A 13099-nucleotide genomic window follows, 5' to 3' on the forward strand; every position below is an offset into this window, starting at 1 on the left:
CGCATCCATGGTGCCCGAAGCACCGCACATGTCAGCCCCGCCCCTCCCCCAGCCGTACGTCGAAGATGACCTCGACCTCGTCACGCAGCTTGAGCGCCCCGAAGAACGCGGAGTAGGGACGGATGCCCCACTGGGACTGCGCGACGGTCACCCGGCCGCGCGCCCGCCCGGCCGACAGCGCGCCGTCCACCGCGGCCGGCCTCGTGACGCCCGCGATCGTCAGGTCGCCCTCGACGCGGAACGCCTCGGGATCGCCCTCGACCCGGGTGGACCGGAACGTGACCAGAGGGTGCTGGTCCGCCTTGAGGACCTTGTCGCGCATGTTCTTCTCGATCTCGACGCGGTCGGAGTCGGTGAGCGGCTTGACCCCGCCCGTGCCCTCCCTGACCCGCATCGAGGCCACCTCGGCCTCCACCGTCACCCGGCAGCCCGCCGGGTCGTCCGGTGTCACCACCGCCTCGCCCCGCCACCGGGTGACCTCGATCGTCAGATCGTGCCCGGCCTTGGCGCCCAGCCCGGCGCGGCCGGTGAGGACCAGGAGCCGGCCGGACCTCGGCCCCAACGCGTACGTGCCCGCCTCGACGTCCATTTCGTGGGCATTCCCGCGGAACGGACCGGAGATGTCGGCACCAGATGACATCGTGGTGATCCAATTCCCTCGGAAGGAGAAGGATCATGAGTGAGCCCACCACGTTCACCGTGCGGCCCGTCGGCGTCGTACGGTCCGTGCTGACCGATCGCACCGAGGCGCCCCGGCAGGGACGCGAGGGCGCGCCGGACGCCTGGCTGGAGGTCGACCCGGCCGTCGCGGAGGCCCTCGACGGCATGACGGCGGGTGACGAGGTGCTCGTCCTCACCTGGTTCCATCAGGCCGACCGCGAAACCCTGCGGGTCCACCCGCGCGGGGAGACGAGCAACCCGTTGACCGGCGTGTTCGCGACCCGCTCCCCGGACCGCCCCAACCCGATCGGCCTGCACCGGGTCACGGTCCTGGAGGCCGATCCGGCCCGTGGCCTGCGCGTACACCCCTTGGAGGCCATCGACGGCACTCCTGTCCTCGATATCAAGCCTGTGCTGGACGCGGTCGAGCGCTGACGACTTCCCGGGCGCCTTTACGATGTAGATTTCGATGCTCCGAGCCCCCGTGTCACGGGGGCCGCCCCAGAGATCGTCGATCGGCGACGAGAAAGGTCTCTTCGCCGTGCGAAGGATCCAGGACCGGCACGCTCTGATCGTCAATCCCAGGGCGCCTGCGACAATCGAGCGCATGCGCGATGAGATCTCCCGACCCCTCCCGCACGCCGGCGGGTGGCCGCGAAAGATCGGCTGGGGAGCGCTCGCGTTCTTCCTGGCCGCGTTCGCGATCTTCGAGAGCGTCAAGTACGGCGTGCCGACCACCGTCGCCACGCTCATGTTCTTCGCGCTGGTCGATCTGGCCCGGCTTGTCGGGGTCCGTCCGCCTGGCGTGCTCTACCAGGCTGTGCACCGCGTATGGATCCCGCTCGTGGTGCTGGTCGCCTACACCTTCGGGCCGATCGTGTGGCCGCCGCTGTTCACCGCCGCCCTCGGTTGGCTCACCCGCATCGCCCTCGAACGAGCGTGCGGGCGCGGTTTTCCGTTGACCGGCGACCGACACTAGGCCTGTGGTCGCCGGACTCGGATGTGGGCCGGGTGACAGGTGAAGGCCCGGCGGTCGGTGCCGATCCTGCGGTGGGCGTAGCGGTCGGGGGGCTACATCCGCATCTCGAGCCCTTTCCTTTACATTGTAGATCAGGAAATAACCCCTCCCGTCGCCGTTGCAGCCGATGAATACGATCGGCGGTCGCCAAAAAGGCGGGTGCGCGGCGAAACGCGAAGCTCGCAGGCGATCGAATCCCACAGAATTCGACGACGCGGGATTTCGTTCCGGCGGCAAAGACCAGGCGCGTGAGCCGGCGAACGCGCCGAAACAACCCCACGATCGTCCGCCGCCCGGCTTCACCCACCCTGGCCGGCACGTGAACTATTACCGGTAATCGATCAGAAACTTTCGGACTCGGACTGATATTTCGGGCCGGATTTTAGGCCCGCCGCTAACCTCCGTCAAGAAGGTCTGTGCAGCCGCCGGGACCGCGCGCCCCGAGAGGGGTCTTCATGGCGACAGAGCGTTTACCCAGGCAGATCCGTATCTACTCCGGCTCTCACATAGCCGGAGCACGCCGATGCGAGCGGCGCCCCCACGAAAGCGTTCGTCGCCGGGCCGACGGGGCGCAGCGCGCGACCCTGCGGCTGGCGAGCGAGTTCCCACCCCTCAGACCGGAGGAGCGGCCTGAAATTTTCGCCGATCCGGCCCGACGTATTGAGCCGGACTATCCGGCGTGCTATCACTATGGGTGTTCACATTCAGTGCGATGTCCGGGACCCGCCGAACTTCAGGGTCTGCCGGCAATCTCAAGTCTGCACACAATTCCTCCCGCAATTATCAGCCAAAATTGTTAGCGCTATCACGAATTGGCCGCACCGAGAGCTCCCCGACAACCCAACACCGGAGTAGCCATGCGTAGACATCTGATCTTGCCATCACTGCTCGTCGTTCCCCTGATCTGGCAGGCACAGCCGGCGGCCGCGTCGACGGTCGCCATCGACATCGACAACAGCGCCAAGTACCAGAAGATCGACGGGTTCGGCGTCTCCACTGCGTTCCGTCGCAACGAGCTGATCAAGGCTCTGCCGGAGGACAAGCAGCGGGAGATCCTCGACCTGTGGTTCAGCCGCGAGAAGGGCGCCGGGCTCAGCGTCCTCCGGCTCGGCATCGGAGCGAGGCCGGCGGGCGTCCCGTACGACCAGATGGTCTCGATCCAGCCGGAAGACCCGGGAGGCCCGGCCGCGCCGCCCAAGTACGTCTGGGACGGCGACGACAACAGCCAGGTCTGGATGGCGAAGGCGGCCCGGAGATACGGGGTCGAGCGCTTCTTCGCCGACGCATGGAGCGCCCCCGGCTACATGAAGGACAACGGCGACGCGAGGAACGGCGGCACGCTGCTGCCGGAGTGGCAGCACGCCTACGCGAACTACCTCGTGCAGTACGCGAAGTTCTACGAGCAGGAAGGAATCAAGATCACCGACTTGGGCTTCACGAACGAGCCCGACTGGACGGCCCCCTACGAGTCCATGCGCTTCACTCCTGAGCAGGCGGCCCAGTTCGTCAAGGTGCTCGGCCCGGTGGCCTCGGCCGCGCACGTGAATCTGGTGTGCTGCGACTCGTTCGGCTGGAACCAGGCCAAGGCGTACACGGAGGCGATCGAGGCCGACCCCGAGGCGAAGCGCTGGGTGAAGGTCCACACCGGGCACTCCTACGCCAGCCCCCCGACCTCTCCGCTGCCGACGGACCGGAACACCTGGATGTCGGAGTGGGGCCCCAGCGGCACCACCTGGAACGAGAACTGGGACGACGGAAGCGGCCAGGACGGCATGACGATCGCGCAGGCCGTCAACGACGCGCTCACGCTCGGCAACGCCTCCGCCTACATCTATTGGCTGGGGGTCTCGAGCGGCGCCACCAGGGCGTTCATCAGCGTCGACACCACGAACAAGACCTACCGGGTGTCGAAGCGGCTGTGGGCGATGGCCGCCTACAGCCGGTTCATCAGGCCTGGCGCGGTGCGGATCGGGGCGACGGCCTCGGACCCCGCGCTGAAGGTCTCCGCGTTCCGCAACGCCGACGGCTCCCGCGTCATCGAGATCCTCAACACGGGCACGGGCCCCGTCACCTGGGACACGATCAAGGGGCATGGCCGGGCGAGGGCGTATGTGACCGACGAGAACAACGCGGTGGCCCCCATCGCCCTGCACGGCAGGAGCGTGACGATCGCGCCGCGCGCCCTGACCACGATCGTCTTGGGCTGACTTCTCCCGCATCGCTGAACGAGGGCCACTCCTGCGCTCCGGCGCCGGTGGGGCCCTTCGGCCGGTCCGCGCCTTCAGCGCTCGCCGTCGCGGGGCCGTACGACCGCGACGGGGCAGTGCGCGCGGTGCAGTACGGCATGGCTGACCGAGCCGATCAGCGCGCCGCGCACGCCGCCCAGGCCCCGGGACCCGACGACCACGAGGTCGGCGACGAGCGAGGCGTCGGCCAGCGCCGGGACCGGATGGCCGCAGACCACCGTCTCGACGAGCGGGACGTCCGGATGCTTGTCACGCCACGGCGCGAGCCGCAGCCGCGCCGCCCGCGACTGGTTCTCGAAGATCTCCTCCAGTGCCGTCCCGTAGCCGACGGCGAAGGGCGAGAACATCGGCATCTCCCAGGCGTACACCGCGTGCACCCGCCCACGCCGCGCCCGGGCCTCCTCGAAGGCGAACTCCAGGGCCGCCTCCGAATGAGGTGATCCGTCGAAGCCGACGACGACCTCGTGGTACTCGTCCCGATGCGGTTTGCGCACCACCACGACAGGGACCTCCGCGTGACCGGCGAGGCCGAGGCCGACGGACCCGAGGATCAGGCCGGAGAAGCCGCCCATCCCCCGGCTGCCGACCACGAGACCATCGGAACCGGCCGACCCGGCGCGCAGGGTCTCGACGACCGTTCCCTCGGCGAGCTCCGTGGTCGCCTCCAGGCCGGGGGCGATCTGGCGGGCACGGGCGGCGGCCGCCGCGAGCACGCCCTCGCAGAACTCGCCGTAGGACTGGGCGAAGCCCTCGACGGCGTGGAACGGGTACTCGTGCGCCCACGGCTCTCGCACGTGGACGATCCTCAGGACGGCCCCCCGGCGCCGCGCGTCGTCCGCCGCCCACTCCAGCGCCGCCGTCGCTGGCTCTGACCCGTCGACGGCGACGACGATCTGTCCGGCCATGTACTTCTCCTCCTGTGCTCAAGCGGTACGCGGGCGCGCGGGGGTCGATGCGCCCGGCCACCATCGCACCGTGTCCGCTGCCCACGGCACAGCAGACGAAAGTCCTCAAGCGGAGGGACTTCCGCCCGCCCTGCGAGCCCGGGCCCGGCGCGGAACGCCGGAACGGCGGCGGGACCTTCGGCCCTGCCCGTGGGCCCCGGCCCGGGATGGGATGGAAGTCTCGGCCGCTCCCCCGAAAGGAAACCGCGACCGGAAGGAGGCCGCCATGCACATGAAGGTGCAGGACGTCATGACCACGGACGTCGCGTCCGTCCACACCGGCACGCCGTTCAAGGACATCGCCGAAGTGCTGATCGCCCGCGCCGTGGGCGCCGTTCCTGTCGTGGACGGGGACGGCCGTGTGATCGGCGTCGTGTCCGAGGCCGACCTGCTGCGCAAGGAGGAGTTCAGGGAGCAGTACTACCGCGAGGGCTACCGGCCGCCGCTGCGCGCGCGGCTGCGCGCCCGCCTCGGCCAGGAGGGCGGGGCGCGGACCAAGGCGGCCGGTGAGACGGCCGCCGAGCTGATGACCTCCCCCGCCGTCACGGTCACCGCCGCCACGACCACGGTCGAGGCCGCCCGCCGGATGGACGAGCACGGGGTCAAGCGACTGCCCGTCGTGGACGCCGAGGGCCGGTTGCGGGGGATCGTCAGCCGCCACGACCTGCTCAAGACGTTCGTACGCGCCGACGGCGAGATCGAACGCGAGGTGCGCGTGGAGATCCTCGGCCGGAGCCTGTGGGCCGACACCTCCAGGGTGGGCGTCCACGTCCATCACGGCGTGGTGACGCTCACCGGCGAGATGGACCGGCACAGCGCCGCACGGATCGCCGTACGCATGACGCGCCGGGTCAGCGGCGTCGTCGACGTCGTGGACCGACTGCGATGGAAGGAGGACGACGCCCCCACGCGGAGCGGCAGGTGAACGCGGAGGCTACTCCCGCGGCGCGACCCGGCAGGCCGCCAGGCCGCGCACCTCGACGGGGCCGAGAACCCGGAACCGCACCACTGCCCCCACCCGTAGACGCTCGCAGGACAGCCAACGAGTGTAGGGCGGTCGCGGTCAGGCCCTCGACAGCCTGATCACGTTCCAGGAGACCGGCGGGAGCACGATCCGGAGCGGATCGCTCTGATGGCTCGTGTTGGGGCGGGGCGCCACCCGGTCGGGGTCGTCGGCCGTGTTGCGGGCGTACACGTCCTCGTGGGTGAGCGTCGTCGCCTCGGCGATCCGCACGGCGCCTCCGCCCCCGCCCAGCGGCCCGGCGTCGAGCTCCAGCTCCAGCGGCTCGGTCGTCGACCTGTTCACCACGAACAGCGTCGTGTCCGCCCCGTCGTGGGTGGCGACCGCGTGGAGCACGGGCACCTCGCCGAACTCGGCCGTCTCGTACGCCGGGCAGACGGGCTCGACCCGAAGGACGTCGCCCCTGGCGAGCCGCGCCGCCTGCGCGAACGGGTGGAAGGTCGTCTGCCGCCAGGCCCGGCCGCCCGGCTCGGTCATGATGGGCGCGATCACGTTCACGAGCTGGGCCAGGCACGCCGCCGCGACCCGGTCGCTGTGCCGCAGCAGCGTGATGAGCAGGCTGCCGAAGGCCACGGCGTCGGCGAGGTGGTAGTGGTCCTCCAGAAGTGGCGGCGCGACCGGCCAGTCCTGCCGGGGCGCCGCCGCCTGGACGCGGCTCATGTACCAGACGTTCCACTCGTCGAAGGACAGGGAGATCTTCTTCCGGGAGCCGAGCCTGGCCCCCACCTGGTCGGCCGTGGCGACGACCTTGGTGATGAAGTGCTCCATGTCGGTGGCGCAGGCCAGGAAACCGGCGAGGTCGCCGTCCTTCTCCTCGTAGTAGGCGTGGCAGGAGATGTGGTCGACCAGGTCGTAGGTCTCCTCCAGGACGGTCGCCTCCCAGGTGCCGAAGGTCGGCATGGAGGAGCCGGAGCTGCCGCAGGCCACCAGCTCGAGACCGGGGTCGACCATGCGCATGGCCCGGGCGGTCTCGGCGGCGAGCCTGCCGTACTCGTGTGCGGTCTTGTGCCCGATCTGCCAGGGGCCGTCCATCTCGTTGCCCAGGCACCACATGCGGATGTCGTGCGGCTCCTTGGCGCCGTTGGCGATCCGCAGGTCCGACAGCGCGGTGCCGGACGGGATGTTGCAGTATTCGAGCAGGTCGACGGCCTCCTGCACGCCGCGGGTGCCGAGGTTGACGGCCATCATCGGCTCCAGGCCGGCCACGCGGGTCCACCGGACGAACTCGTCGAGCCCGATCTCGTTGGTCTCCGTGCTGTGCCAGGCGAGGTCGAGCCGCCGGGGGCGCCGCTCGCGCGGGCCGACGCCGTCCTCCCATCGGTAGCCGGAGACGAAGTTGCCGCCGGGGTAGCGCACGGTGGTCACGCCGAGCTCGCGGGTGAGCGCGAGCACGTCGCCGCGGAACCCCTCCTCGTCTGCCGTGGGGTGGCCCGGCTCGTAGATGCCGGTGTAGACGCAGCGGCCGAGGTGCTCGACGAACGTGCCGAACGTGCGGCGCCGTACGGGGGCCACCCGGTGGGCGGGATCGATGGTCAGCTGTGCCTGGAGCACGAGGGATCTCCTTCAGCGGGCAGAGGGCTCGCGGGCGATTGTTAGCGTTCGCATAGTGTCCGGTCAAGGTCTCGGTCCAGAAAAGCTCCGGCTTTCGGCCCGCTTGCTGTTATCGCTAACAGCGTTTCTTGATCTCCAGATGACCGTGCCAATACGATGCCGCGCTGACGACACAGGCGATCTCGGGGGTTGGCGATGAGGATCACGACTGCTTTGTGCGCGGCGGCGGCCGTCCTCGCGACGGGCGCGACCGGCGTGACGGTGGGCGCCGCACCGGCCACGGCGTCCGAGGTGAGCGCGCTGCCGCGCTGCCCTCTGGTGTTCGGGCACGGGGGCTACCCCGAGGGTGCGAACGGCTGGGCGAAGGACCAGATACGCCAGCCCAACGGCATGCGGGGGCTCGACGACCAGAAGTCCTGGGGAGCCGACGGCGTCGAGGCCGACGTCCAGCTCACCAAGGAGGGCACCAAGGCCGTGATGTGGCACAACAGCACCACTCACGGGCTGACCGGCAAGCAGCAGAGACTCACCGACATCTGGTGGACGTACGGCGCGGGGAACCTGGCCGGCCGCCGCATCGTCCGGGGCCCCTACCAGGGCGAGCGGATCTACTCGCTGCGGCAGTGGCTCGACCGCGCGCGCTCCCTGGGCCTGGTCGCGCTCCTGGAGATCAAGCCCGAGACCAAGCCCGTCCTCACCGATCCCGCGTTCGCGGCGCAGGGCTGGAAGGAGATCTCCGACCCGATCAGGGAACGCCAGGGGAAGCAGCGGATCATGGTCTACTCCGACGACCCCTGGATCCAGAGCGAGCTGGCCAGGCGTCATCCCGCGCTGCTGAAGGGGTCCGCCGCCCGGTGGACCGACAGCGTCCACTGGACCGAGCCGGCTCCCTCGTGGAAGGGCAACGTGTCCCGGTGGCAGGCCGTGCTCGACCAGTCCCCGGGCAGCGTCATGACGAACTACCCCAAGGAATACCGCGCCTGGCTGCGGGGCAAGTGCCGCTAGGGAATGCCCGGCATCCCTCCGGGCATGCTCTGAGTCAAGGAACCTCTCGGGGCGGGAGCGCGCATCGTGACTGGCGGCGTGACGAACGGCCGGCGGGGCCGGGCCCGGCGGGCGTCCGCCGTGCTGGCCGCGCTCGGCCTGCTGGCGGGCGCCTGCGGATCCGGCCCGGGGCCCGCCCGGCAGAGCGGCACAGGGACCGGCTCAGGGACCGGCACAGCGACCGGCATAGGGACCGGCACGGCGACCGTCCGGCCGAGCAGCCCGGCGGCCACCCCCGCCTCTTCCGCGGGCTCTCTCGTGGCGGGCCGCTACCAGCCGCTGTGGCCGTTCGCCGACGAGGGACAGGTGCGGGACTGGCAGGAGAGCTACCGCTCCGGCGGCCACCAGCCCTGGCACCTGGACGCCGAACGGACCGCGCTCTCCTTCACGCAGGGCTTCCTGGGCTTCACAGGTGTCGACCAGGTGGTCAAGCGCACGGTGACCGGTGCGGACGCCCGCGTCTCCGTCGGCATCCGCGGTGAGGGCGGCGGACGGCCCGGCATCGCCGCCGTCCTCCACCTGGTCAGGTTCGGCAGCGGGCCGGACGCGCCGTGGGAGGTGGTGGGCACCGACGACACCACCTTCTCCCTCACCGCCCCCGGGTATGGCGCCCTCGTGTCCTCGCCGGTCACGGTGGGCGGCAGGATCACCGGAGTGGACGAGAGCATCCGGGTGCAGGTGCGCGCGACCGGCAGCGCCCGTCCGCTCGGCGAGCGCTGCTGCGTCTCGGCCGGAGGGGACGACGCCCCCTGGTCCGCCACCACGACCTTCCGCGCGGCCCCGGGCCGCACGCTCACCCTCGTCGCCAGCACCGGCGGCCACGTGGCGGAGGTCGAGCGCTTCACCGTCACCGGCGTCCGGGTGGCGCGATAAGCCGCGCTACTTCGCGTGGACGACGACGCTGCCGTGGGCCGTGTCGCCGGCTCCGTTCTGGTAGATCACGTCGCCGGTCTTCTCGTCCCAGATCCGTACGGCGAAGCGGTCCACGCCGTCCCCGTCGCTTGTGTCGCCGTCGCGGGCGACGACCTCGAAGCCGTAGCGCCCGGCGCCGCCGACCGTCCCGAAGCCGCGATACCGGACCTCCCCGCCCGAGACCACGAGCCAGTCGTACGCCGTGGACTGGAAGTTCAGGCGCCCGGCCTGGAACGAGAACGTCGTGTTCCCGATCGGGACCGCGTGGTCCTTCCCGGCCGCGTTCTTCACGTACCTGGCCACGAACCCGAAGGCGGCCTGACCGGTCAGCGCGGGATTGGCGCGGTAGGCGCCGGAGGACGAGTCGATCCAGCCGCCGCCGGTGGCGAAGCCGGCGTCCCGGTCGTACACGATCACCGGACGGCCGCTCGCGGTGGTGGTCGCGCCGTCGTCGTCGGCGACGGTGACGACGGGCTCGTGGACGCCCGGCTTCGGATAGGTGCGCCGAGCCGTGCACGTCCCGCCGGCGACCGCGCCTGAGGAGGTGGTCCCGTCCTTCCAGTCCACGGTGCAGGTGAGTTCGTCGTTGGCGCCCCGGTCGGCGACCGGGACCGAGAGGGTCACGCGCGTGCCTGCCTCCACCGGGCCGGCGGGCGTGACGACGTCCCCGGCCTCGGGGGCGGCGTTGGCGACGGTCACCTTCGCGGTGTCGCGGCTGCGGCCGGAGGTCAGCGTGACCGTGTAGGTCCCGTCGTCGCTGCAGGTGACGGCGGTCTCGGCGGCGCCGGGATCCGAGAAGGAGCAGGTCGCGCCGGAGTCGGCGCCCTCGCCGGGCTCGTAGCTCCATTTGGCCGCGCCGGTGGCCGACCCGGCCAGCCGGATCGGGGACCCCTCGGTGCCCTTGGCGTCCGGCCCGGCGTTCGCCACCGACACCGGGTCGACGCTCTCCAGCGTCGGCACGACCTTCTTGATCAGGCCGTCCTCGTCGAACTCCATCCGGTCGACGGTGGTCTCCCGGTGGGTGCCGTCGCCGCCGGGGATGGCGAAGCGGTGATAGGCGATGTACCAGTCGTCGGTGCCGGGCACCCGTACGACGGAGTGGTGGCCGGTGCCCCTGATCCCGAGGGACGGGTCCTTCTGGAGGATCACGCCCCGCTTGGTCCACGGGCCGAGCGGCGAGGCGCCGGTGGCGTAGGCGACCTGGTAGTTCTCGTCGCGCGTGTCGTTCTCCGACCACATGAAGTAGTAGATCCCGCCGCGCCTGAAGACGAACGAGCCCTCGTTGTAGCCGCTCGGCCTGTACGTCCTCACCTTGGCGGGGTCGAACGACACCATGTCGTCGTTCAGCGGCACCTGGTAGGAGCTTCCGTTGCCCCAGTAGAGGTAGGCCTGGCCGTCGTCGTCGACGAACACGTCGGAGTCGATCATCTGGCCGCTGTAGGTCCCGGCCGCCACCAGCGGCTTGCCCAAAGCGTCCCTGAACGGCCCGGCCGGCGAGTCGGACACGGCGACGCCGAGGTGCTTGGCGGTGTTGCCGGTGGCCATGCCGCCGCTGAAGTAGAAGTAGTACGTGCCGTTGCGCTCGGCGATCGTCGGCGCCCAGGCGCTGTTGTCGGCCCAGGTGACGTCGGGCCCGAGGTCGAGGACGACGCCGTGGTCGGTCCAGTGGACCAGGTCCTTGGACGAGAACGCGTGGAACTGCGTGCCGCTCCAGCCGGCGAAGCCGTCGGTGGTCGGATACATGTAGAACGTGTCGCCGAACACGGCGATGTTCGGGTCGGCGTACAGGCCCGGGATCACCGGGCTCCTCATCACCCGCGCCTCGACCGTCCACGTCCGCCGGGCGCCGTCGGAGCCGGTGACGGTGTAGGAGACCGGCTTCGACAGGTCGCGCACGGTGCCGGAGGCCGGGCTGATGCTCGCCCCCGGCACCAGGGTGAACTCGGGCGCGAGCCGGGTGAGGTCGGTGCCCTCCTTCACCGGCAGGACGATCCTGCCGTTCGCGCCGTCCACGATCGCCGGGACCTTGAGCTCGGGCAGCGTGGCCGCGCCGACGGCCGCGGTGGCGCCGGAGACCTGGAGCACCTCGGTCGCCGACAGCGCGTGGTCGTAGATCCGGAAGTCGTCCACCTCGCCCGCGAAGTAGGGATCGGCCGCGTAGAGCGACTTCCCGATGTATCCCGAGTAGTCCTTCGCCGCGTCGTACAGGTCGGCGGGCTTGACCCGCACGTCGGTCGCGCGCGCCACCTCGACGCCGTCGAGGTACATGACGGCCGTCCTGCTGTCGCCGTCGACGGTCACCGCGACGTGCTTCCAGGCGCCGCCCGGCAGGGCCGACCGCCCGGACAGCTTCGACTCGGCCTGCCAGCCGCCCGCCGTGATCGCCGAGTAGAGGATCTTGCCGCCGTTGTACGGCGAGGTGAACAGGTATTCGGTGCTGTCCGGGCCGAGGCCGTACAGCCACTGGTTCACGGTCGTGGAGGCGTTCCACTTCACGTAGGTGGCGACGGTGACGCTTCCGAGGCCCTTCAGCACGCCGTTCGGGATCTTCACGTAGGGCGCGGTCGTGGACGAGGACGCCCCTCCGGCCATCTTGAAGGAGCCGCCCTCGACGCCCTGGCCGAAGGCGGGCGTCCGCTCGTAGCCGCCGTCGTTGCCGTGACCCGAGGCGTCGTGGACGACGGTGCCGCCCGTCTGGTCGAAGGTGTACCGCAGCAGCAGGCCGGGCGGATCCGCGGCGCCGGCCGCGTGCGCCGGGGACACGAGCGGGCCCGCCACCAGGGACAGCGCGGCGACGGCGGCGAGGACGAGGCGAGGGAGGCGTGGTCGGGGGGTGGTGCGGCTGTGCATCGTCTCTCCCGGCCGGCGGCTCGGGACCACCGGAGCCTTGTTAACGTTAACATCACGAAGCCCACGCCGCCCCCGTTGGCGCCGGGGGCGGATGAATCGGTCTCGTGAGTGTCAACCGCGGGGTGGCTGATCGTCAAGACCCCGCGCGAGGCCCGGGTGTCAGTGACCCCTGCGGATCCACTCGTCGAGGTGCGGGCGCTCCGCGCCGATCGTCGTGCTGTCGCCGTGGCCGGTGTGGACGACGGTCTCGGGCGGCAGGACCAGGAGACGGTCGCGGATCGAGTCGATGATCACGCCGAAGTCGGAGAACGAGCGCCCGGTCGCACCGGGACCACCCTGGAACAGGGTGTCGCCGGTGAAGACGACGCCCAGCTCGGGCGCGTGGAAGCAGCAGGCGCCGGGAGCGTGCCCGGGCGTGTGGAGCACTTCGAGGCGGGTTCCTGCGACCTCGATGACCTGCCCGTCGGACAGCGTGCCGCCGGGCTCGCGGTCGGGGTGGGTGAGCCGCCAGACCGGCAGGTCGGCCGGGTGCAGCAGGACGGGCGCCCCGGTGGCCTCCGCCAGGTCCGGCGCGACCCGCACGTGGTCGTCGTGGGCGTGGGTGGCGAGGACGGCCAGGACGCGCCGGCCCGCGATCACGTCGGTGATCGCCTTGACGTCGTGGGGCGCGTCGAACACCACGCACTCGGTGTCGTCGCCGAGCACCCACACGTTGTTGTCGACGTCGAAGGTCTGGCCGTCCAGGCTGAAGGTGCCCGACGTGACGGCATGGTCGATACGGGCACTCACTTGAAGATCACCACCGTGCGGAACATGCCCTTATTCTGCACACGATCTCCCGAAAGCGACGACC

At 70.7% G+C, this 13099-nt stretch carries 11 protein-coding genes; 6 read left to right on the forward strand and 5 right to left on the reverse strand.

The window, feature by feature from the left end:
• Nucleotides 1–31: 31 nt before the first annotated feature.
• The gene (locus ABZ860_RS33265; protein WP_357227855.1) at nt 32–589 is read right to left on the reverse strand and encodes a YceI family protein; all 558 of its coding nucleotides are present in this window, start codon (nt 587–589) and stop codon (nt 32–34) included.
• Nucleotides 590–675: 86 nt separating this feature from the next.
• On the opposite strand from ABZ860_RS33265, the gene tsaA reads away from it, so the two are divergent.
• The 3 genes from tsaA (at nt 676) to ABZ860_RS33280 (ending at nt 3885) form a co-directional block, all read left to right on the forward strand.
• Nucleotides 676–1095, forward strand: a complete 420-nt coding sequence (gene tsaA, locus ABZ860_RS33270; protein ID WP_357227857.1) for a tRNA (N6-threonylcarbamoyladenosine(37)-N6)-methyltransferase TrmO — start codon at nt 676–678, stop codon at nt 1093–1095.
• Nucleotides 1096–1267: 172 nt separating this feature from the next.
• On the forward strand, nt 1268–1639 hold the full coding sequence (locus ABZ860_RS33275; RefSeq protein ID WP_357227860.1) for a hypothetical protein: 372 nt from the start codon (nt 1268–1270) through the stop codon (nt 1637–1639).
• An 896-nt stretch (nt 1640–2535) separates the two neighbouring features.
• On the forward strand, nt 2536–3885 hold the full coding sequence (locus ABZ860_RS33280; RefSeq protein ID WP_357227863.1) for a glycoside hydrolase: 1350 nt from the start codon (nt 2536–2538) through the stop codon (nt 3883–3885).
• 74 nt (nt 3886–3959) lie between these two features.
• Here the strand turns inward: ABZ860_RS33280 and ABZ860_RS33285 are convergent, their stop codons facing one another.
• Complete coding sequence (locus ABZ860_RS33285) at nt 3960–4829, reverse strand: universal stress protein (protein ID WP_357227866.1); 870 nt, start codon at nt 4827–4829, stop codon at nt 3960–3962.
• A gap of 265 nt (nt 4830–5094) precedes the next feature.
• Between ABZ860_RS33285 and ABZ860_RS33290 the strand changes: the two genes are divergently transcribed.
• Nucleotides 5095–5793, forward strand: a complete 699-nt coding sequence (locus ABZ860_RS33290; protein ID WP_357227870.1) for a CBS domain-containing protein — start codon at nt 5095–5097, stop codon at nt 5791–5793.
• Nucleotides 5794–5931: 138 nt separating this feature from the next.
• On the opposite strand, the gene ABZ860_RS33295 is transcribed toward ABZ860_RS33290, so the two are convergent.
• On the reverse strand, nt 5932–7440 hold the full coding sequence (locus ABZ860_RS33295) for an alpha-N-arabinofuranosidase (protein ID WP_357227873.1): 1509 nt from the start codon (nt 7438–7440) through the stop codon (nt 5932–5934).
• Between the two features lie 195 nt (nt 7441–7635).
• On the opposite strand from ABZ860_RS33295, the gene ABZ860_RS33300 reads away from it, so the two are divergent.
• Both ABZ860_RS33300 and ABZ860_RS33305 read left to right on the forward strand, forming a co-directional pair.
• Nucleotides 7636–8445 (forward strand): glycerophosphodiester phosphodiesterase family protein, encoded by an 810-nt coding sequence (locus ABZ860_RS33300; protein WP_357227875.1) that lies wholly within the window; start codon nt 7636–7638, stop codon nt 8443–8445.
• Nucleotides 8446–8511: 66 nt separating this feature from the next.
• Nucleotides 8512–9357: a hypothetical protein gene (locus ABZ860_RS33305; protein ID WP_357227877.1), complete on the forward strand. Its 846-nt coding sequence runs from the start codon at nt 8512–8514 to the stop codon at nt 9355–9357.
• 6 nt (nt 9358–9363) lie between these two features.
• Here ABZ860_RS33305 and ABZ860_RS33310 read toward each other — a convergent pair whose 3' ends face one another.
• Together ABZ860_RS33310 and ABZ860_RS33315 are read right to left on the reverse strand one after the other, a co-directional pair.
• A complete protein-coding gene (locus tag ABZ860_RS33310; RefSeq protein ID WP_357227880.1) occupies nt 9364–12246 on the reverse strand; it encodes a family 43 glycosylhydrolase in 2883 nt (960 codons plus the stop codon).
• Nucleotides 12247–12405: 159 nt separating this feature from the next.
• Complete coding sequence (locus ABZ860_RS33315; protein ID WP_357227883.1) at nt 12406–13035, reverse strand: MBL fold metallo-hydrolase; 630 nt, start codon at nt 13033–13035, stop codon at nt 12406–12408.
• Nucleotides 13036–13099: the final 64 nt, after the last annotated feature.

Source organism: Microbispora sp. NPDC046973 (assembly GCF_040644495.1).
GTDB lineage: Bacteria > Actinomycetota > Actinomycetes > Streptosporangiales > Streptosporangiaceae > Microbispora.

Excerpts from the sequence above, each read along its gene's own strand:
- ABZ860_RS33265 (WP_357227855.1), bottom strand. The coding sequence starts at position 589 with ATGGACGTCGAGGCGGGCACGTACGCGTTGGGGCCGAGGTCCGGCCGG.
- tsaA (WP_357227857.1), top strand. The coding sequence starts at position 676 with ATGAGTGAGCCCACCACGTTCACCGTGCGGCCCGTCGGCGTCGTACGG.
- ABZ860_RS33275 (WP_357227860.1), top strand. The coding sequence starts at position 1,268 with ATGCGCGATGAGATCTCCCGACCCCTCCCGCACGCCGGCGGGTGGCCG.
- ABZ860_RS33280 (WP_357227863.1), top strand. The coding sequence starts at position 2,536 with ATGCGTAGACATCTGATCTTGCCATCACTGCTCGTCGTTCCCCTGATC.
- ABZ860_RS33285 (WP_357227866.1), bottom strand. The coding sequence starts at position 4,829 with ATGGCCGGACAGATCGTCGTCGCCGTCGACGGGTCAGAGCCAGCGACG.
- ABZ860_RS33290 (WP_357227870.1), top strand. The coding sequence starts at position 5,095 with ATGCACATGAAGGTGCAGGACGTCATGACCACGGACGTCGCGTCCGTC.
- ABZ860_RS33300 (WP_357227875.1), top strand. The coding sequence starts at position 7,636 with ATGAGGATCACGACTGCTTTGTGCGCGGCGGCGGCCGTCCTCGCGACG.
- ABZ860_RS33310 (WP_357227880.1), bottom strand. The coding sequence starts at position 12,246 with ATGCACAGCCGCACCACCCCCCGACCACGCCTCCCTCGCCTCGTCCTC.